The sequence below is a fragment of the Melaminivora sp. genome (assembly GCF_032059615.1).
Taxonomy (GTDB): Bacteria; Pseudomonadota; Gammaproteobacteria; order Burkholderiales; family Burkholderiaceae_C; genus Melaminivora.
Genome location: NZ_DAMCAM010000015.1, coordinates 31,217 through 52,352, shown reverse-complemented (window position 1 = coordinate 52,352; position 21,136 = coordinate 31,217). Strand labels below are relative to the sequence as shown.

Genomic DNA, 21,136 nt, shown 5'->3' with positions numbered 1-21,136 from the left:
TGTGCGTGGGCTTCAGGACCACGCGCGTCACCGAGTTGTGGATGCCGCCGCGCACATGGGTCATCTCCGAGCCGGGGGTGTTCACGATCTTTTCCTGGGCGTGGTACATCATGACCATGCCGGGCTTGACGCGCTGGCTGACCACGGCGCGCGCGGTGAGAGCGCCGTTGACGTTGAACAGCTCGATCCAGTCGTTGTCCTCAATACCGGCGCGCTTGGCGTCCTCCTCGCTGACCCAGACGATGGGCCCGCCGCGGCTCAGGGTGAGCATGAGCAGGTTGTCCGTGTAGGTCGAGTGGATGCCCCACTTCTGGTGCGGCGTGATGAAGTTCAGCTGGATCTCCGGGTTGCCGTTGGGTTTGAGGCCCATGACCTCGGCCGTAGCTTTCAAGTCCACCGGCGGGCGGTAGCTGGTGAAGCCCTCACCGAAAGCCAGCATCCAGGGGTGGTCCATGTAGAACTGCTGGCGCCCGGTCAGCGTGCGCCATGGGATCAGCTCGTGCACGTTGGTATAGCCGGCGTTGTAGCTCACCGTCTCGCTCTCGATGCCGCTCCAGGTGGGCGAGCTGATGATCTTGCGCGGCTGCGCCTGGATGTCGCGAAAGCGAATCTTCTCGTCCTCACGGTGGATGGCCAGATGCGTGTGGTCGCGCCCGGTCTGCTTGGACAGGGACTCCCAGGCCTTCACCGCCACGTGGCCGTTGGTCTCGGGCGCCATGTGCAGCACCACCTCGCAGGCGTCGATGTCGCTCTCGATCCTGGGCATGCCCTGGCTCACGCCGGGCTCCCGCACCACGCCGTTGAGCTGGCCGAGCTGGGTCACCTCCAGTTCGGTGTTCCAGTTGATGCCCTTGCCACCGTTGCCCAGCTTGTTCATCAACGGGCCCAGGGCGGTGAAGCGCTTGTATACGTTGGGGTAGTCGCGCTCCACCACCTGCATCTGCGGGCCGGTCTTGCCGGGGATCAGGTCGCACTCGCCGCGCGTCCAGTCGGACACGCCGAAGGGCTGCGCCAGCTCGGCCGGGGAGTCGTGCGCCAGCGGCGACAGCACCAGCTCGCGCTCCACACCCAGCTGGCCGGGGCACAGCTCGCTGAACTTCTTGGCAAAGCCCTTGTAGATGTCCCAGTCGCTGCGCGCCGACCAGGCCGGGTCCACCGCCGTGGACAGCGGGTGGATGAAGGGGTGCATGTCGCTGGTGTTGAGGTCGTTCTTCTCGTACCAGGTGGCCGTGGGCAGCACGATGTCCGAGTACAGGCAGGTGGTGCTCATGCGGAAGTCCAGCGTGACCAGCAGGTCCAGCTTGCCTTCGGGCGCCTTGTCGTGCCAAACCACCTGGGTGGGCTTGGCGTCCTGCGGACCCAGGTCCTTGCCCTGTACGCCATTGCTCGTGCCCAGCAGGTGCTTGAGGAAGTACTCATGCCCCTTGCCTGAGGAGCCCAGGATGTTGGAGCGCCACACGAACATGTTGCGCGGCCAGTTGTCCGGGTGGTCGGGGTCGATGCAGCTCATCTTCAGGCTGCCGCTCTTGAGCGCCTGGACCGCGTAGTCCTTGGGGTCCTGGCCCGACGCCTCGGCGTCGCGCACCACCTGCAGGGGGTTGGTTTTCAGCTGCGGCGCCGAAGGCAGCCAGCCCATGCGCTCGGCGCGCACGTTGTAGTCGATGAGACTGCCGCCGTATTCGCTCCTGTCGGCCAGCGGCGAAAGCACCTCCTCCACCCCGATGCGTTCGTAGCGCCACTGGTCGGTGTGGGCGTAGAAGAAGCTCGTCGAGTTCTGCCAGCGCGGCGGGCGGATCCAGTCCAGCGCGAAGGCCAGGAGTGTCCAGCCGGTCTGCGGACGCAGTTTTTCCTGGCCCACGTAGTGCGCCCAGCCGCCCCCGCTCTTGCCGATGCAGCCGCACATCATCAGCATGTTGATGACGCCACGGTAGTTCATGTCGCAGTGGTACCAGTGGTTCATCGCCGCGCCGATGATGACCATGGAGCGGCCCTCGGTCTGGTGCGCGTTCTGTGCGAACTCGCGCGCTACGGTGATGACCTGGTCACGCGGCGTGCCGGTGATCTTTTCCTGCCAGGCGGGCGTGTAGGGCGTGTCGTCGTCGAAGCTCTGGGCGGCGAACTCGCCGGGCAGGCCACGTGCCACGCCGTAGTTGGCCACCTGCAGGTCGAACACCGTGGCCACCAGCGTCTCGCCGCCAGCCAACCGCAGGCGCTGCACGGGCACGGTGCGCACCAGCACGTCGGATTGCGGATTGCTCGGAAAATGCTCCGAAGGCAGGCCGCCGAAATAGGGAAAGCCCACGCGCGCGGTCTCGTCCTGGCCGCCCTCGCCTTCGAGCAGCGACAGGCGCAGGCGCACCTCGCCGCCGCCCGAGGCGTCCTTCTGCTCCAGGTTCCACTGCCCCTTGTCGGAGCGGCCGTCAGGGCCCCAGCGAAAGCCGATGGCGCCCTGCGGCACGACCACGCGGCCGGACTCGTCCAGCGCCACGGTCTTCCACTCGGGGTTGTTGGCCTGGCCCATGCTGCCATCGAAGTCGCTGGCACGCACGTAGCGGTCGGGCACCATGACCGTCTCACCAGACTCGAGCACCTTCTCCTTGAGCGTCACCAGCATCGGCATGTCGGTGTAGCGACGCACATAGTCGTCGAAGTAGGCGCTGCGCTCACCGCTGTCGGGGAAGTAGAAATCCTTCAGGATCACGTGGCCCATGGCCATGGCGATGGCCGCGTCCGTGCCCTGCTTGGGGTGCAGCCAGATGTCGGACAGCTTGGCCACTTCGGAGAAGTCGGGCGTCACCGCCACGGTCTTCGTGCCCTTGTAGCGCACCTCGGTGAAGAAGTGCGCGTCCGGCGTGCGCGTCTGCGGCACATTGGAGCCCCAGGCGATGATGTAGCTGGAGTTGTACCAGTCGGCGCTCTCGGGCACGTCGGTCTGCTCGCCCCAGACCTGCGGCGACGACGGCGGCAGGTCGCAGTACCAGTCGTAGAAACTCATGCACACGCCGCCGATCAGCGACAGATAGCGCGTGCCGGCTGCATAGCTGATCATGGACATGGCCGGAATGGGCGAAAAACCGATGACCCGGTCCGGCCCGTGGCGGCGGATGGTGTGGATGTTGGCCGCGGCGACGATCTCGTTGACCTCGTCCCAGCTCGAGCGCGCAAAGCCCCCCATGCCACGCACCTTCTGGTATTCGCTGCGCTTGGCGTCGTCACTGACGATGCTGGCCCAGGCCTCCACCGGTCCCAGGGTCTGGCGCGCCTGACGCCACAGACGCAGCAGGCGGCCACGCACCATGGGGTATTTCACGCGGTTGGCGCTGTACAGGTACCAGCTGTAGCTGGCGCCGCGCGAGCAGCCGCGCGGCTCGTGGTTGGGCATGTCCCAGCGCGTGCGCGGGTAGTCGGTCTGCTGGGTTTCCCAGGTGACGATGCCGCCCTTCACATACACCTTCCAGGAGCACGAGCCGGTGCAGTTCACACCGTGCGTGGAGCGCACCACCTTGTCGTGCGCCCAGCGGTTGCGGTAGGCGTCCTCCCAGGTGCGGTCCTCGCCGGTGACCTGGCCGTGCCCGCCGGCGAAAGTCTCGCGCGGCTGCGAAAAGTAGGTGAGGCGGTCGAGGAAGTGACTCATCGTGTTTCCTTCATGGTGTTGTCGTGGTGGAGCGGCAAAGGGATAGAAGATGGCGAAGAAGGGGCCGGGCCGGGCGTCATCAGCATGGCATCTCGGCACTGCGGCGCGCGTAATACCACCAGGTCACGACCACGCACAGCAGGTAGAAGGCAGCAAAGATCCACAGCGCCAGCTCAGGGCCACCGGTGGCGGCGATCGAGCTGCCGTAGCTCTTGGGGATAAAAAAGCCCCCGTAGGCACCCAGCGCGCCGGCAAAGCCCACGGCCGCGGCACCCTCGGTGTTGCCATCGCGGATGGCCTGGGCGCGCGCGGCCTCGTCGCCCTCGTGCGCATGGCGCAGCTTCTGGTTCAGGAAGATCACCGGGATCATGCGGAAGGTGGAGCCGTTGCCGATGCCGGTGGTGCAAAACAGCACCAGGAACATGATGAAAAAGCCGGCGAAGCTGCCCTCGGCGGGGCCGAACGGCAGCACATAGCCACCCGAGCCCTTGGGCAGAAAGTACAGCACGCCCACCACCGCCAGCGCCATGACCAGGAAGTTCCACAGCGTCACCACGCCGCCGCCGACCTTGTCGGCCAGCCAGCCGCCAAAGGGCCGGATCAGCGCGCCCAGCAGCGGCCCGAGCCAGGCATAGGCCAGCGGGTTGATGGCCGGAAACAACGCCTTGATGAGCAGCGGAAAGCCCGCGGCAAAGCCGATGAACGAGCCGAACGTGCCCAGGTACAGCAGGCACATGATCCAGTTGTGCTTGGCACGGAAGATGGCCGCCTGCGCGGCAAAGCTGGCACGGGCATCGGCGATGTCGTGCATGCCGAACCAGGCGGCCAGCGAGGCGATGGCAATCCAGGGCACCCAGATGAAAGCGGCGTTCTGGGCCCACACGCGCGTCTCGACGCCGTTCTTCATGATGGTCTGGGCGTCGCCACCGAAGATGCCGAACACGCCGGCGGTGATGACCAGCGGGCTCAGGAACTGCACCACCGACACGCCCAGGTTACCCAGGCCTGCGTTCACGCCCAACGCCGAGCCCTTGCGCTCCTTCGGGAAAAAGAAGCTGATGTTGGCCATGCTGGAGCTGAAGTTGCCCCCGCCCAGGCCGCACAGGAGCGCCAGGATCAGCATGGTGGGGTAGCCGGTGGTGTTGTCCTGCACGGCGTAGCCGATGCCGATGGCCGGGATCAGCAGCGACGCGGTGGACAGCGCCGTCCAGCGGCGCCCGCCGAAGATCGGCACCATGAAGGAGTAGAAGATGCGCAGCGTCGCGCCCGACAGCGCCGGCGCCGCGGCCAGCCAGAACAGCTGATTGGTCGAATACTTGAAGCCCAGGGCCGGCAGGTTCACCGCCACCACACTCCAAACCTGCCAGATGGCGAAGGCCAGGAACAGCGCGGGCACCGAAATCCACAGGTTGAGCTTGGCAACGGCCTCGCCCTCCTTTTCCCAGAACTTTTTGTCCTCGGGAGTCCAGAGCGAGAGCAGGCGGCCTTTGCGGCCATTGCCGGATGAAACGGTGGTGGAAGACATGAAGCGTCTCCGGTGAAGGGAAAAGGGGGGGAGTGCGTTCGGTTCAGCGCAACGCGGCGGCGCCCTGCGGGGCCATCACGTCGGTGCGGCGCACCTCGGTGAAGTACATCCAGATCAGCGACACCCAGACCACGCCGTACATCAGCATGAAGGCGCTGGAGCGGATGCCGGTCCAGTCCATCAGCACACCGAACAGGATGGGCAGGATGAAGCCGCCCAGGCCGCCGGCCAGGCCGACGATGCCGCTGATGGCACCGATGTTGCCGGGGTAGTCGTCGCTGATGTACTTGAAGACGCTGGCCTTGCCGAAGGCCCAGGCGATGCCCAGGATGAACATCAGGCCGGTGAAGACATAGACGTTCAGGCCGATGTGCAGCGTCATGGGGCCGTTCACGGTGGCGATGGTGAAGTCGGTCTGCGGATACGACAGCAGGAACAGGCAGATCCAGCTGACCCACATGACCCACCAGGTCACGCTGTGCGCGCCGTACTTGTCCGAGAGCACACCGCCAATCGCCCGCAGCACGCCGCCGGGCAGCGAGAAGCACGCCGCCAGCAGGGCGGCGACGCGGATATCGAGGCCGTACTCGCCCACGTAGTACTGCACCATCCACAGCGCCAGGGCCACGTAGCCGCCGAAGACGATGCTGTAGTACTGGCAGTACTTGAGCACCTTGGGATCCTTCAAAGCCTTGAGCTGCTCGGTGAACTTGACGTTGCTCGGCACCAGGTGCGCCGGGTCGCTGGCGCTGAACATCCAGAACAGCACCAGCGTGCCGAGCATGATGGCGGCATAGACGTGTGGCACGGCCTGCCAGCCGAAGGCCACCAGGATGACCGGGGCGACGAACTTGTTCACTGCAGCGCCCGAGTTCCCGGCGCCATAGACGCCCATGGCCATGCCCTGGCGGTGCTTGGGGAACCAGCGCGCCACGTAGGGCGTGCCCACCGAGAAGGCGCCGCCAGCCAGGCCGACGAAGAGGCCGATGACCAGGAAGTGCCAGTACTCGGTGGCCGAGCCCATGAACCAGATGGCCGGCACGGTGCAGGCCAGCAGCACCGTCATGACGATGCGCCCGCCGTATTTGTCCGTCCAGATGCCCAGCGGCACGCGGATCAGCGAGCCGGTGAGCACCGGCATGGCGGTGAGCAGGCCGAACTGCGTGGACGACAGGTTCAGCATCTTCTTGATCGGGATGCCGATGACGCCGAACATCATCCAGACCATGAAGCACACGGTGAAGGCCAGCGTGCTGACGATCAGGACCGACCAGGCCTGGCGGCTTTTCCTGGGATCCTGGCTTACGGGAGGTGAGGAAGTGGCCATTGCGCTTGTTTCCGGTTGTGCAATGGACGCCATGGTGGGGCATGGAGGGCGGCGCGCCCATCCTCCGGTGGCAGGTCGCAGGCGCGGCAGAAGAACGAGGTTTGTCAGCGAAAACCCTAATCCAAAAGAACTAGGGGGGAGTGATCCAGCCTGCCAGGAATAAAGAACAAAAATGAAAAAAGCCGTTGACTGGCAACGGCTTTCAGCTATTTTAAAAGTAGCAACCCGGGTGCCCCCGGCGGCGCAGCTCAGGCGGCGCGAGCCAGCAGCGGCCGCGACGGCGCGGCGTCGCCGCGGTCCAGGCGCGCTGGCCGGGCGTCCATCAGTGCCGGCCCCGTGGCCGCCAGGTGGAACACCGCCACCGACTGCACCATCTCATCCGCCTGCTGACGCAGGCTCTCGGCGGCGCCCGCCATCTGCTCGACCATGGCGGCGTTCTGCTGCGTCGCCTGGTCCATGTTGGCCACCGCCTCGCCCACCTGCGCCACGCCCGTGCTCTGCTCGGCGCTGGCATGGCTGATGTCGGAGATCAGCTGGGTGACCTTGCGGATCTCGGCGATGGCCTGCTCCATGGTGTCGCCGGCGCGGCTGGCGCGCACGTTGCCCTGCTCGATCTCGGTCACGCTCGAATTGATGAGTTCGCTGATCTCGCGCGCGGCTGCCGCCGAGCGCTGCGCCAGCGCCCGCACCTCGCCGGCGACCACGGCAAAGCCCCGGCCCTGCTCGCCCGCGCGCGCGGCCTCGACGGCCGCGTTCAGCGCCAGGATGTTGGTCTGGAAGGCGATGCCGTCGATGACCTGGGTGATATCGGCGATCTTCTTGCTGCTGGCATCGATGGCCTGCATGGTCTGCACCACCTCGCGCACCGCCTGGCCACCCTCGGTGACCACGCGCTGCGCCTCATGCGTGAGCCGGTCGGCCGAGCGCGCGTGGTCGGCGTTGTGCGCCACCGTGCCGCCGAGCTGCTCCATGGCCGCCGCTGTCTCCTGCAGGGCGCTGGCCGCGCTCTCGGTGCGGGCGGCCAGGTCCTGGTTGCCCTGGGCGATCTCGGCGCTGGTCTGCGCCACGCCATCGGCGCGGGCATGCACGGCGCGCACCACCTGGGTCAGGCCGTCGGCGGTCTGGTTCATGTCATCGAGCAGGTGACCGATCTCGTCCCGGCGCGAATGGTGGATGCGCACGCTCAGGTCGCCCGCCGCGATGGCGGTGGCCATGCGGCTGGCCTGCTGCAGCGGGGCGACCACCATGCGCCGGATCAGCACCAGCCAGACGCCGGCCAGCACCGCGACGGCGCCCAGGCCCAGCGCCGCGATGGTCGCCAGCAGGCGCACGACGCCGGCCAGGAACTCGTCCTTGTAGGCGCTGGCGGCATAGACCCAGTTCCAGGGGGCATAGTGGCCAAAGACCGCCACCTTGTCGCGCGGCGCATCGGCGCCCGCATCGCGCCAGGCGTATTCGATGACGCCCTGCTTGCGTTCGAGCATGTCGCGCAGGAAGGCCGGCCCCTCGCCGCCACCCTCGGGGTGCAGCAGATTCCTGCCCTCCTGGCTGGGGTGCACGGCGGCCACGCCGTAGCTGGGGCCCGCGTCGGCGCGCAGCACGAAGTAGTAGCCACTCTCGCCACCCACCTTGAGTTCGCGTATCGACGCCTTGAGCTGGTTGAGCAGCTCGGAGAAGTCCTGGCCCACGAAGAGCGCGCCAACGACGGCCCCGGAGGAGTCCTTGAGCGGGCGGTAATGCGTCATGAACTGGCGCCCGAACAGCGTGGCCAGGCCGGTGTAGCGCTGCCCGGACTGCAGCGCCGCGATGGCCGGGTGCGCCGCGTCCAGGGGCGTGCCGACCACCGGCCGACTCTCGCCGTCCTTGAGCGAGGAGGCGATGCGCAGGTAGCTGCCGCCCTGGGGCAGCAGCACCGTGGCCACCACGCCCGTGGTGCGGGTGAAGGCCTCCAGCCGCGCGTTGTCGCCGTTGAGCGGGGCGCCATCCAGGGTCAGCCGGGGCACGTCCCCGGAGGCGTCCAGCGCCAGCGTGCCCGCCAGCGCCGCCTGCAGGCTGTCGGCGAAGAATTCCACGCGCTGGCGCTGGTCGCGGTCGTTGGCCTCGATGAAGCGCCCCAGCATGGTGATGCCCTGCTGCATCTCCGAGCGCAGCTTCTCCTGCATGGCCTGCGCGATGCCCCAGGCGATGGCTGCCACCAGCGTCGCCAGGATGGCAGTCACCCAGACAAAATTGGTGATCGCCAGACGGGCGCCCAGGCCCCTGCCCTGCCAGATACGTCGACCCTTGCGCATGCCCTGCCTCCTCCCAAAAAGGAAAAACCGACCAAAGAGGGCGGTTACATAGTGTTTCGCAATGTATCGGCAAGTCTGCGCGGGTTTTTGATCAAGGTCAAACGACATGGCATGTCCGCCGCGGCAGCAGGCAGGCGGGGCGCCGTTACAGCTTGCGGTCGGAGGCGTACACGGCCGCCTGCACGCGCGAGGTCAGGCCGAGCTTGCGCAGGATGTGCTGCACGTGAATCTTCACCGTCGTCTCGGCGATATCGAGCGTGCGGGCGATCTCCTTGTTGCTCGCGCCGCGCGCGATCTCGCGCAGCACCTCTTCCTCGCGCGGCGAGAGCGGAGCCGCCAGCTCGTCGGCCGGGGCGGGGGCGGGCGCCGGTTCGGGCACGCCCTGGGTCTGGAAGGCCGCCACCAGCTTGCCCATCATCTCGGGGCTGACCACGGGCTCGCCGCGCGCCGCGCGGCGGATGGCCTCGGCCAGCAGCTCGCCATCGATGGTCTTGAGCAGGTAGCCCTGGGCGCCGCGCTGCAGCGCCGCGGCCAGGTCGGCGCCGTCCTCGCTCACGGTGAGCATCAGCACGCGGCTGTGCGGCGAGGCCTCGCGCAGGCCGGCGATGGCGTCCACGCCGCGCACGCCGGGCAGGTGGTTGTCCAGCAGGATGATCTGCGGGCGCAGCTGCGGCACCAGGCGCAGGGCCTCGCCGGCGTCGCCCGCCTCGCCCACCACATGCAGGTCGGGTTGCTGGCTGAGCAGCGCCACCAGCCCGCGGCGCAGCAGGGTGTGGTCATCAATCAGGAACAGGGTAATCGCTTCAGCAAGGGGGGATCGCTCGGGCATGGTGCGCAAGCATAGTCCCCGCGTGCCGCGGCTGCGGCGCCCTAACCCTCCACGCTGCCGGGCGGCAGCTCCAGCCGCACGCAGGTGCCCGGACGGCCGGCGGCCGAGTCGATGGCCAGCTGCGCGCCGATGCGCTCGGCGCGCTCGCGCATGATGCCCAGGCCGACGTGCAGCGAGTCCGGCGGCACGGCCCCAGGGTCGAAGCCGCAGCCGTCGTCGTGCACCTCGAAGCGCCAGCGCGGATGGCGCTCCACCCGCAGCAGCACGGTGCGCGCGCTGGCGTGCTTGCGCACGTTGGACAGCGCCTCCTGCACGATGTGCAGCACCTGGATCTGCACGTCCGGCGCCAGCGGCCGGCCCTGGCCGGACATGGACAGGTACGTCGGCACGCCGGTCTGGTGTTCGAACTTGGACAGCGTGGCGCGCAGCGCGCCCTCGATGTCCTCGTCCTGGGTGCGCGTGCGAAAGTGCACCAGCAGCTCGCGCACGTCGGCGTAGCACTCGCGCACGCCCGTGTCGAGCTCGTCGATGCTGGCGTTGCGCGCGCCCTCGTTGCCCCGGGCCACGGCGTCGCGCAGCAGCTGCACCTGGATCTTGAGAAACGCCAGCGACTGCGCGATGGAGTCGTGCAGCTCGCGCGCGATCAGGCTGCGCTCGGCGGCCACCGCCGCCTCGCGCTCAAGCGCCGCGGCGCGCAGCCCCTCCATGGAGCTGGCCAGGTGGCGCGCCATGCTGGCCAGCAGCTCCTGCGTGTCCGCCGCCAGGGTGAAGGGGTAGCGGAAGAACAGAGTCACCTCGCCCAGCAGGCGCTGGTGCAGGCGCACCGGCACGTTCACCACGGTCTGGAACCCTGCCTCGCGGCAGTGCGGCAGTTGCACGTCGGTGGCCGGCAGGATGGGGATGACACGCATCTGCGCGCTCTCGGGCACCTGTCCGCATTCGCAGGAGCCGGCCATCACGCAGTGCTCCTGCTCGACCATGGACTGCGGCAGGCCGTCGGTGGCCAGCAGCACGTAGCGCTCGTTGGCTTCGTCGGACCAGCGCACCGCGGCGGCGTCCGCCCCGGCCACGCGCCGCACCTGCTGCACGAAGCCCCGGGTCAGCGCCTCCAGCGTGCTGGCCTCGGACGCCAGCGCGCTCACTTCGTAGAGCGCTTCCAGCCGCTGGTTCTGCAGCTCCACGCTGGCCGTCTTCTCGCGCACCTTGCGCTCGAGGTCCTCGTGCCAGGTCTGCATGGCGTGGGCCATGCGGTTGAAGCCGGCGGTGAGCTGGCCGAACTCGTCGTCCGCCTCCACCACCAGGCGCGTGGCCAGCTCGCCGCGCTGCACCCGCGCCAGCGCCTGCTGCAGCCGCATCACGGGGTTGAGCACCAGCAGATAGCTCAGCGCCATGAAGGCCACGGCGGCGGCGATCGCCAGCGCCACCATCATCAGCTGGAACAGGTGCAGCCCGGCCGTCCAGCGGGCGATCTGCACCTCGATGGCCTCGACGAAGCCATCCAGTTCGGTGACGAAGGCATCGCCCCGGGCCAGCGCCTGCTCGCGCGATGGCGGCGCGCGGCGCCACTCCGCGCGGATGGCCTGCCACTCATGCACGATGGCGCGGTAGTGCTCGCGTGTGGCGTCGCTCCAGGGCACGAACAGCGGCCGGGACGGATCGCCCGTGCGCAGCAGCTCCAGGCTGCGGTCGAAGCGCTGCGTCAGCACGGTCACCTCCTCGGGCGATTCGTTTTGCTGCGCCAGCACCATGCGCAACATGTTCATGCGCAGGCGCCCGGCCTCGTTCACCGCGGCCGCGCCGCCTTCGAGCTTCCAGGTCACCCACAGCGTGAAGCCGATGGAGGCCAGGGCCACGAGCAGGAAGGCCGTGCCCATGGCGAGCAGCTTGGTGGACAGCGTGGTCCGGTGGCGCATGGGCGCAGTGTAGCGGCCGCAGCCTGCGGCTGGCCACCGCCGAAAATCGCAGCAAAAACCCGCCCTGACCCTTGCTGGACAACGGGTTGTTGCTATCTATTTTGCAAGCGGAAGGCTCAGCCGCAGGTGCCCAGCGCGCCGCACTGGGTGCAGTAGTCACAGCCGTCCTTGCGGATCACGGCGTGCGCACCGCACTCGAAGCACTTCTTCCCCGCCATGGCCGGCGGCATGCCGCCGATGGCCAGAGGCGGCTCCTCCAGCGGCAGCTGCTGCTGCTCGGGCTCGGCCGAGCGGCGCGCCAGGATGTTCTGCACGGCGTAGGCGATGGCCGCCACCTCCGAGTCGTGCCACAGCGGCACCTGCGTGCCGTCGGCCCGCGTGTGCTGCCCCAGGCGCACGGGGCCGCGGTCCCAGGCCACCTTGCGCATGTCCGACAGGGCCCGCTCCAGGAAGCCGCCACGCGCGGCCAGCGACAAGAGGCGCATGCTGGAGGTGATCCACTGCTGCGACTCGCCGCTCTGGCCCACGGGCATGAAGAACTCGATGGCGCGGTCCACCGTGCCGCCGCGGCCGTTGGGCACGGGCAGGAAGGAGACGATGAGGTAGAGGCGCTTCTGGCCTTCCTGCGTCCAGTACTCGACCTTCTCGGCCACCGCCGACAGACCACCCTGGGGCCGGCTCTCGATCACCGTGCGCATGGGGTCCACGGGCACGGCCGGCTCCGGGCTGGGGGCAGGCGCGACGGCGGGCGCGGGCGCCGCCGCCGGCACTTCCAGCACCGCGCCCAGGATGCTGTTGGGCCGGTAGGTGGCCAGGCCCTTCAGGCCCGAGTGCCAGGCCTGCAGGTACAGGTCCTTGAAGTTCTCGTAGGGGTAGTCGGCGGGCACGTTGACGGTCTTGGAGATCGCCGTGTCGATGTAGGGCTGCACCGCCTGCATCATGGCCACGTGGTCGCTGGCGGCCATGTCCATGGCGCTGACGAAGTACTCGGGCAGCTGATTCACGTCGCCGCCCAGCGTCCTGTAGAGGCGCCAGGCATGGTCCTCGACCACGTACTCGCTCTTGCTGCCGTCGGCCTCGCGCTTCCTGCGCGTGTAGGTCCAGGAGAACGGCGGCTCGATGCCGTTGGAGGCGTTGTCGGCGAACGCCAGGCTCACCGTGCCGGTGGGCGCGATCGACAGCAGGTGGCTGTTCCTGATGCCGTGCTTCCTGATGGCCTTCTTGATGTCCTCGGGCAGGCGGCTGGCAAACGTGCCTTCGGCCAGGTAGCCGGCGGCGTCGAATTTCGGGAAGGCGCCCTTTTCCTTGGCCAGCTCCACCGAGGCGCGGTAGGCCGCGTCGCGCATGCGCTGGGCGATGCGCACCGCCATGTCGCGCCCGTCCTGGCGGTCATAGCGCACGCGCAGCATGGCCAGCGTGTTGCCCATGCCGGTGAAGCCCACGCCGATGCGCCGCTTGGCCGCCGACTCGGCGCGCTGCTGGGGCAGCGGCCAGAAGGTGACGTCCAGCACGTTGTCCAGCGCCCGCACCTGGGTGGCCACGGCGGCCTCGAAGGCGTCGAAGTCGAACGACGCTTCGCCCTGCAGCCCGAAGGGGTTGCGCACGAAGCGTGTCAGGATGATGGGCCCGAGATCACAGCAGCCGTAGGGCGGCAGGGGCTGCTCGCCGCACGGGTTGGTCGCCTCGATCCCCTCGGTGTAGCGCAGGTTGTTGTCGTTGTTGATCTGGTCGAGGAACAGGATGCCCGGCTCGGCAAAATCGTAGGCCGACTGCATGATGGTGTCCCACAGCTCGCGCGCGCGCACGCTGCGGTAGACCCACTGGCCGTTGGCGCGCTGGCGGGCGCCGGCCTTGACCAGCTCGCGGCCGGGCTCGGCGCGATGCACCAGCTCCCAGCTGCCGTCCTGCTCGACGGCCTGCATGAACGCGTCGGGCACGCCCACCGAGACGTTGAAGTTGTTCCAGCGCCCGGGTGTCCTCTTGGCGGTGATGAAGTCGAGCACGTCCGGGTGGTCGATGCGCAGCACGCCCATCTGGGCACCGCGCCGCGCGCCGGCGCTCTCCACCGTCGAGCACGACTGGTCGAAGACGTTGATGTAGCTGCATGGCCCCGAGGCCATGGAGTGCGTGCCCTTGACCAGCGCGCCGCGCGGGCGGATGCGCGAGAAGTCATAGCCCACGCCGCCGCCGCGGCGCATGGTCTCGGCAGCCTCGCGCAGGGCCTCGTAGATGCCGGGATAGCCCCCGTCATCGACCCCCTGGATGCAGTCGCCCACGGGCTGCACGAAACAGTTGATGAGGGTGGCCTGGATGTCAGTGCCGGCGGCGCTCATGATGCGGCCCGCGCCGATGGCGCCGGCGCGCAGGTTGTCCAGGAAGCGTGCCTCGAACTTCTCGCGCAGCTCGGGCTTTTCCACCGAGGCGAGCGCCCGCGCCACGCGCGCGAACAGGGCCTCGGCTCCGTCCTCGCCCTGCTTGAGATACTTCTCGCGCAGCACATCCAGGCTGATGGGCTGTTCGGGCAGGCTGGGGGCGAGGTCGGTCGGTTCGCGTTGCATGGCGTGTGGTATTCGTTCGTATGGGAGGGAGAAAAAGGCGCGCCGCAGGCGGGGCTGCGGCGAAGGCCCGTGGTTGTACACCGTAGCCGCGAAGCGGCCCTGGACCCGTATCAAACCCCGTCACCGCGTGCGCCTACGGGCTCTTCCATTCCTGTAGCACCCCGCCCTTGCCCACGGAGGCGCAAACGCGGTTTTGGGCTGCGGAAAAGTCAGGCAAGCCCATTTACTTTTTGTTGCGCCTTGGCGCCGTGGAGCTACGGCAGGGGGCTGTGTGCGCCGGCACCGGCCTGCAACGGCTGCCCGTGCCCGGCCTGCGCGGAGCGGGCGCGCAGCAGGCGCGCGAAATCATCGGCCGGAACGGGCGGGCTGCACAGATAGCCCTGGTACAGGTCGCAGCCGCGCTCCTGCAGGAAGGCCAGCTGCCCGGGTGTCTCCACCCCCTCGGCCAGCACCTGCAGGCCCAGGCTGTGGCCCATGGCGATGACCGCGGCGCTGATGGCCGAGTCGTCGGCGCTGTCCGGCACGTCGCGCAGGAAGCTGCGATCGATCTTGAGCACGTCGATGGGAAAGCGCTTGAGGTGCGCCAGCGACGAATAGCCGGTGCCGAAGTCGTCCACGGCGATGTGCACGCCCAGCTCGTGCAGGCGCTGCAGCGTGCGGCGCGTCTGCTCGGGCTGCTCGGCCAGGGCGGACTCGGTCAGCTCCAGCTCCAGCAGGTGCGCCGGCAGGCCGCTGGCCGCCAGCGCCAGCGCCGCGCACTCGGCCACGTCGTGCAGCTGGAACTGGCGCGGTGCGACGTTGACGGCGATGCGCAGCTCGGGCAGGCCGGCGCTGCGCCAGCGCTGGGCCTGCCGGCAGGCCTCGTGCAGCACCCACTCGCCCAGCGTGGCGATCAGGCCCGAGATCTCGGCCACGGCGATGAACTGCCCCGGCGCGATCAAGCCGCGCTCGGGGTCGAGCCAGCGCACCAGCGCCTCTGCGCCGACGATGCGGCCGGTGGCAATTTCCACCTGCGGCTGGTAGTACAGACGCATGTGGCCCTGGGCAAGCGCCGTGCGCAGGCGAGCCTCCAGCTCCAGGCGCTCGCGCGCGCCGTGGGTCATCTCGGCCGAGAAGAAGCAGTACACCCCGCGCCCGCGCTCCTTGGCGCCATAGACAGCCGCGTGCGCGCCCTGCAGCAGCAGCAGCGGCGTGTCCGCGTGCTCGGGGTACATGCAGATGCCCACGCTGACCCCCACCGTGACGGTGATGCCCTCGGGCGAGCACCAGGGCCGGGCCACGGCGTCGATCAGGTTGCGCGCCACGGCGGCAGCACCGCCGGCATGGCCCAGATGGCGCACCACCACGGCGATCTCGTCGCCCGCCAGGCGCCCGATCAGGTCGTCCGGGCGCAGCGCGCCGCGCACCTGCTGCACGATGTGCTTGAGCACCTCGTCGCCCACGGCATGCCCGTAGCTGTCGTTGACGTTCTTGAAGCGGTCCAGGTTCAGCAGCAGCACGGCGAACTGCTCGCCCGCCAGCTTCGCCTGGCGCAGCACGTCCTCCAGTTGCCGGCCGAACCACTGGCGGTTGGCCAGCCCCGTGAGCGGATCGCAGTGGGCCAGGAACTCCAGCTTCTCGCGCTGCGCCTTTTCCTCGGTGATGTCGGTGAAGATGCAGACGTAGTGCGTGACCTCGCCCTGGGCGTCGTGCACGGCCGACAGCGACATGCGCTCGGGAAAGACCTCGCCGCTCTTGCGCCGGTTCCAGATCTCGCCCTTCCAGTGGCCGGTGCGCGCCATGCTGTCCCACATGGCGTCGTAGAAGGCCTTGTCGTGCCGGTTGGACTTGAACACGCGCGGCGTGCGCCCGAGCAGCTCGTCCTCGGTGTAGCCCAGCACCCGCGTGACGGCGGCGTTCACCGACAGGATGCGCGCCTGTGCGTCGGTCACCACCACGCCCTCGACGGTGTTGTCCACCACGGTGGCTGCCAGGCGCTGGCGCTCCTCGGCCTCGCGCCGGTCGCTCAGGTCGGTGAGGATGCCCGAGAACCGCTCGGGCTGGCCGTGGGCGTCCAGGTGGCGCTGGCCGCGCGCATGGAACCAGCAGTAGCTGCCGTCAAAGCGCTTGAGCAGGACCTTCTCGTCGAAGGGCGCGCCGCTGGAGATCGCGTGCTCGACCGCGCGCTGCAGGCGCTCGCGGTCGCCCGAGTGCACGCGCGCCAGCAGCATCGACGGGCCCATGGTGCGCCTCTCGGGCTCGTGCCTGCGCAACAGGCGCAGCAGGCCGGGCGAATAGGTGGCACGGTGCTGCGCCAGGTCCCAGTCCCACAGGCCGCTGCCGCTGCCCTCCAGCGCCAGGCTCAGCACATGCTGGCTGTGCGCGAGCGCGGCCCGCGCCGCGCCGATCTCGCTCATGTCCTGCACCACGCACACCAGGTAGTCGGGCGCGCCGTCGATGGCCGGCACGTGGCTCACGTTGCACAGCACGGGCAGGGGCATGCCGCCATCGGCACGCACGCACAGGCGTTCGCCCTGGTAATGGTCGATGCGCCCGGCCAGCAGGCTCTCGAGCTGCCCGGCGGCGAACGGGCCGTCCGGCGCCACGATGAGCTCGTGGAAAGGGCGCCCTTGCGCCTCGCGGGCATCCAGCGCGAGCCATTGGCACAGCCGCTCATTGGCCCAAAGCAGGCGCAGGCTGCGCGCGTCCACGCGGGCGATGCCGGCGGGCGCGTGCCGCGCGATCTGCGCCATCTCCAGCGCCAGCGCGCCGCGCAGCCGCTCGGCGCGGCGCATGCGCAGCAGCAGCCACCAGGCGAACAGCCCCGACAGCAGCACGAATAGCCAGCCCTTGAGGGCGTGCCAGTGCGACAGCTGCGTGCTGCCCTGCAGCCAGTGCTCGATGGCCAGGTCGCCCAGGACGACCCAGGCCGCGCCCACGCCCAGGTAGATGGCCAGGCCCCAGGCCGGCGTCATGCGGGGCCCGCGCCCCGGAGAGTGGATGTCCATTGCTGCTGCAGCCCATGGGCCCTGCTGCGACAATTCGCAACCATGAGCCAAACCTATATTCTGACCTTGTCCTGCCCCGACCGGCTGGGGTTGGTCCACGCCGTGTCGGGTTTCCTGCTGCAGCACGGCGGCAACATCGAGGAAGCCGCGCAGTACAACGACCACGCCACCGGCCTGTTCTTCATGCGTGTGCAGTTCGCCTGTGCCGACCACGACGCGGCCACGCTGCGCGCGCACCTGCAGGAATTCGCCGCCGGCCACCAGATGCGCGCCGGCCTGCACGTGGCCAGCGAGCCCATGAAGACCGTGCTCCTGGTCAGCCGCGAGGGCCACTGCCTCAACGACCTGCTGTTTCGCGTGAAAAGCGGCCTGCTGCCCATCCGGGTGGCGGCCATCATCAGCAACCACCGCGACTTCTACCAGCTCGCGGCCAGCTACGACATCCCGTTCCACCACATCCCGGTCACGGCGGCCACCAAGGCCCAGGCCGAGGCGCGGCAGTACGAGATCATCCAGCAGGAGGGAGCCGAGCTCGTGGTGCTGGCACGCTACATGCAGATCCTGTCGGACGACCTGTGCACAAAACTGGCCGGTCGCGCCATCAACATCCACCACAGCTTCCTGCCCAGCTTCAAGGGTGCCAAGCCCTACTACCAGGCGCACGACCGGGGCGTCAAATTGATTGGCGCCACCGCCCACTACGTCACCGCCGACCTCGACGAAGGCCCGATCATCGAGCAGGACGTGACCCGTGCCGACCACACCGACACGGTGGAGGACCTGACGGCGCGCGGCCGCGACACCGAAAGCCTGGTGCTGGCACGCGCCGTCAAGTGGCACAGCGAGCACCGCGTGCTGCTCAACGGGCACAAGACCGTCGTGTTCCGTTGAAGGACAAGCCCGCCATGGCCGCCCCGGACGGCGCCGGCCTGCGGCGCATCCCGCCCATCCAGTGCCTGCTGACCTTCGAGGCGCTGGCGCGCCTGCGCAGCGTCACGCAGACCGCCGACGAGCTGTGCGTGACGCCCAGCGCCGTGAGCCACCGCGTCAAGCAGCTCGAGCAGATCCTGGGCACGCGGCTGTTTGGCCGGGCGGATTTTTCCCTCACCACCGATGGCAGCGCCTACCTGGCCCACGTGCGCGAGGGGCTCACCGCGCTGCAGCGCTTTCCGGGCGCGGCGGCCAACCCGGCCAAGCGCCGCTTGAAGATCGCGGTGACGCCGACCTTTGCGCGCTCCATCCTGATCCCGCGCCTGCGCCAGTTCACCGAGGCCTACCCCGAGATCGACCTGGCACTGCAGGTGTCCATTCCGCTGCTGGACGTGGTGGCCGAGGACGCCGACCTGGTGGTGCGCTTCGGGCCCGGCCACTACGCCGATATGGAGCACGTGGAGATCGCGCGCGACATCGTCACGCCGCTGGCCTCGCCCGCCTTCGTGCGCGAGCACGGCCCCTTCGAGCGGCCCGAGGACCTGGCCGAAGTGCCCCTGCTCAGGAGCCCGCTGGAGCCCTGGAGGAGCTGGTTCGACGCCTGCGGCCTGAACTGGCCGGCCCCGGCCGAGGGCTCGCAATTCAACGACGTGGGGCTGATGTGTGATGCGGCCGCCGCCGGCATGGGCGTGGCCCTGGTGCGCCTGAAGCTGGGCATGCCCTGGCTGGAGCAGGGCACCCTGGTGCGGCTGTTCGACATCGACGCGCCCAGCCCGCACGCGCACTACCTGTGCTGGCGCACCGGCACCATGGACCGCTGGGAGTGCTCGGCCTTCGCCCAGTGGCTCAGGCACGCCATGGCCTGAGCCATGGCCCGGGCCGGGCCCTGAGGGCCGCGCGGCCGCTTCACGCCCTGCTGCAAGAAAACTCACGCCGCCCCCGCACGCGCTCGCCTACAGTCACTCCATGTCCAGCCCTGCCTCCACCCCACCCCTGCCCACCCCTGCCGAACGCGCCGCGCGCCAGCAGGAAGTCGTCCAGGCGCTGTCGGCCTGCCTGCCCGCGCACGCCCTGCTGTGGCACGCCGAGGACACCACGCCCTACGAGTGCGATGGCCTGACGGCCTATCGCCAGCGCCCGCTGGTGGTCTGCCTGCCCGAGACGGAAGGCGAGGTGCAGGCCGTGCTCAGGACCTGCCACCGGCTGCAGGTGCCGGTGGTGGCGCGCGGCGCCGGCACGGGCCTGTCGGGCGGCGCCATGCCCCATCCCATGGGAGTGACGCTGTCACTGGCCAAGTTCAACCGCATCCTGGACGTGGACGCCGCCAGCCGCACGGCGCGCGTGCAATGCGGCGTGCGCAACCTGGCCATCAGCGAGGCGGCCGCGCCCTTCGGCCTGTACTACGCGCCCGACCCGAGCAGCCAGATCGCCTGCACCATCGGCGGCAACGTGGCCGAGAACTCGGGCGGCGTGCACTGCCTGAAGTACGGCCTGACGGTGCACAACGTGCTGGCCGTGCGTGGCTACACCGCAGACGGTGAGCCGGTGACCCTGGGCAGCGGGGCCCTGGACACGCCCGGCTTTGACCTGTTGGCCGCCGTGATCGGCAGCGAGGGCATGCTGGCCGTGGCGCTGGAGGTGACGGTGCGCCTGATCCCGCGCCCGCAGCTGGCGCGCTGCATCATGGCCAGCTTCGACGACGTGCGAAAGGCCGGGGACGCCGTGGCCGCGGTGATCGCCGCCGGCATCATCCCCGCCGGCCTGGAGATGATGGACAAGCCCATGACTGCCGCCGTGGAGGATTTCGTGCATGCCGGCTACGACCTCTCGGCCGAGGCCATCCTGTTGTGCGAGAGCGACGGCACGCCTGAAGAGGTCGAGGAAGAGATCGCCCACATGAGCCAGGTGCTGACCGCCGCCGGCGCCACGGCGATCGCCGTGAGCCGCGACGAGCAGGAGCGCGCGCGCTTCTGGAGCGGGCGCAAGAACGCCTTTCCGGCCAGCGGCCGCATCAGCCCGGACTACATGTGCATGGACTCGACCATTCCGAGAAAGCGCCTGGCGGACATCCTGCTGGCCATCCAGGAGATGGAGAAGAAATACGGACTGCGCTGTTGCAACGTCTTTCACGCCGGCGACGGCAACCTGCACCCGCTCATCCTGTTCGATGCCAACGACCCCGACCAGCTGCGCCGCTGCGAGCTGTTCGGCGCCGACATCCTGGAGACCAGCGTTGCCATGGGCGGCACCATCACGGGCGAGCATGGCGTGGGGGTGGAGAAACTGAACAGCATGTGCACCCAGTTCACGACCGAGGAGAACGCCCAGATGTTCGCCCTGAAGGCCGCGTTCGATCCGGCCGGGCTGCTCAATCCGGGCAAGGTCATTCCCACGCTCAACCGCTGCGCCGAGTACGGCAAGATGCTGGTGCGCGGGGGCAAGCTGGCGCATCCGGATTTGCCAAGGTTCTAGCAAAAACCCTTGAAACCGGCGCCAGTCAACGACATCTTGCTACAAAATTTGCCACATCGGTCGTTGATCCGAGCCGGCTGCGGCAACGCTCGCCCCACACCCGGGTGCGCCCTGCTCCGACACCCGCCGTCGCGGTCCCGCGCGAGCATGGCCTTCTTTGCGTATGCACGACCAAGGAGCCCTGCCATGCCCGCCCTGCCCGCCCTGCCCGCCCTGTCCCGCCTGTTCACCCCGCTGGCCGCCGCCGCTCTGACCCTGGCCAGCGGCCCGGCGCTGGCCCAGCAAGGCGGTGCGGCCGCCGCGCCCGCCTCCTCCACGCAGTCCGGCGCACAGGCGCGCATGCCGGCCGTGCAGGGCCAGGGCTCGCTGCGCTACCAGTGCGGCGGGATCGGCAGCGACGAGTCCGATGCCATGCGCGCGGCCATGAAGGACCATCCGCTGTCGCTGCTGTTCGCGCGTGCCGACGGCGCCTACGAGGCCAACGTCCAGGTGCGCATCAGCCCGCAGGGCGGCCAGGGCGAAGCCCTGTCGTTCACCGCCGCCGGTCCGGTCTGCCTGCTGCAGCTGCCCGCCGGCAACTACCAGGTGCAGGTGCAGGGCGCCGGCCAGAGTCACTCCCGCACGGTGCGGGTGGGCGGCTCGCCGCAGACGCTGGACTTCCGCTTCTGAC

The 21,136-nt window shown here is 69.0% G+C and carries 12 protein-coding genes; 4 read left to right on the top strand and 8 right to left on the bottom strand.

Features of this window, described 5'->3' with window-relative positions; translation table 11 throughout:
• The 8 genes from RT051_RS05190 to RT051_RS05155 all read right to left on the bottom strand — a co-directional run.
• Nucleotides 1–3,634: nitrate reductase subunit alpha (locus RT051_RS05190; RefSeq protein ID WP_313073048.1), on the bottom strand; the 3,634-nt coding region annotated here is incomplete at its 3' end.
• Between the two features lie 79 nt (nucleotides 3,635–3,713).
• Complete coding sequence (locus RT051_RS05185; protein ID WP_313073044.1) at nucleotides 3,714–5,159, bottom strand: MFS transporter; 1,446 nt, start codon at nucleotides 5,157–5,159, stop codon at nucleotides 3,714–3,716.
• A gap of 43 nt (nucleotides 5,160–5,202) precedes the next feature.
• Nucleotides 5,203–6,486 carry a nitrate/nitrite transporter gene (locus RT051_RS05180; protein WP_313073041.1) on the bottom strand — a complete coding sequence of 428 codons (1,284 nt, stop codon included), beginning with the start codon at nucleotides 6,484–6,486 and terminating at the stop codon, nucleotides 5,203–5,205.
• 248 nt (nucleotides 6,487–6,734) lie between these two features.
• Nucleotides 6,735–8,777, bottom strand: a complete 2,043-nt coding sequence (locus tag RT051_RS05175) for a Cache 3/Cache 2 fusion domain-containing protein (RefSeq protein ID WP_313073029.1) — start codon at nucleotides 8,775–8,777, stop codon at nucleotides 6,735–6,737.
• Between the two features lie 145 nt (nucleotides 8,778–8,922).
• The gene (locus RT051_RS05170; RefSeq protein ID WP_313073026.1) at nucleotides 8,923–9,606 is read right to left on the bottom strand and encodes a response regulator; all 684 of its coding nucleotides are present in this window, start codon (nucleotides 9,604–9,606) and stop codon (nucleotides 8,923–8,925) included.
• 41 nt (nucleotides 9,607–9,647) lie between these two features.
• On the bottom strand, nucleotides 9,648–11,519 hold the full coding sequence (locus RT051_RS05165; RefSeq protein ID WP_313073021.1) for a type IV pili methyl-accepting chemotaxis transducer N-terminal domain-containing protein: 1,872 nt from the start codon (nucleotides 11,517–11,519) through the stop codon (nucleotides 9,648–9,650).
• Between the two features lie 116 nt (nucleotides 11,520–11,635).
• Nucleotides 11,636–14,077, bottom strand: a complete 2,442-nt coding sequence (locus RT051_RS05160; RefSeq protein WP_313073017.1) for an adenosylcobalamin-dependent ribonucleoside-diphosphate reductase — start codon at nucleotides 14,075–14,077, stop codon at nucleotides 11,636–11,638.
• Nucleotides 14,078–14,331: 254 nt separating this feature from the next.
• Nucleotides 14,332–17,064: an EAL domain-containing protein gene (locus RT051_RS05155; protein WP_313073013.1), complete on the bottom strand. Its 2,733-nt coding sequence runs from the start codon at nucleotides 17,062–17,064 to the stop codon at nucleotides 14,332–14,334.
• A gap of 42 nt (nucleotides 17,065–17,106) precedes the next feature.
• On the opposite strand from RT051_RS05155, the gene purU reads away from it, so the two are divergent.
• The 4 genes from purU (at nucleotide 17,107) to RT051_RS05135 (ending at nucleotide 21,135) form a co-directional block, all read left to right on the top strand.
• Nucleotides 17,107–17,955, top strand: a complete 849-nt coding sequence (gene purU / locus RT051_RS05150; RefSeq protein WP_313073007.1) for a formyltetrahydrofolate deformylase — start codon at nucleotides 17,107–17,109, stop codon at nucleotides 17,953–17,955.
• Nucleotides 17,956–17,969: 14 nt separating this feature from the next.
• Nucleotides 17,970–18,860, top strand: a complete 891-nt coding sequence (locus RT051_RS05145; protein ID WP_313073002.1) for a LysR substrate-binding domain-containing protein — start codon at nucleotides 17,970–17,972, stop codon at nucleotides 18,858–18,860.
• Between the two features lie 100 nt (nucleotides 18,861–18,960).
• Nucleotides 18,961–20,466 carry an FAD-linked oxidase C-terminal domain-containing protein gene (locus RT051_RS05140; protein WP_313072998.1) on the top strand — a complete coding sequence of 502 codons (1,506 nt, stop codon included), beginning with the start codon at nucleotides 18,961–18,963 and terminating at the stop codon, nucleotides 20,464–20,466.
• A 186-nt stretch (nucleotides 20,467–20,652) separates the two neighbouring features.
• Complete coding sequence (locus RT051_RS05135) at nucleotides 20,653–21,135, top strand: carboxypeptidase regulatory-like domain-containing protein (RefSeq protein ID WP_313072995.1); 483 nt, start codon at nucleotides 20,653–20,655, stop codon at nucleotides 21,133–21,135.
• Nucleotide 21,136: the final 1 nt, after the last annotated feature.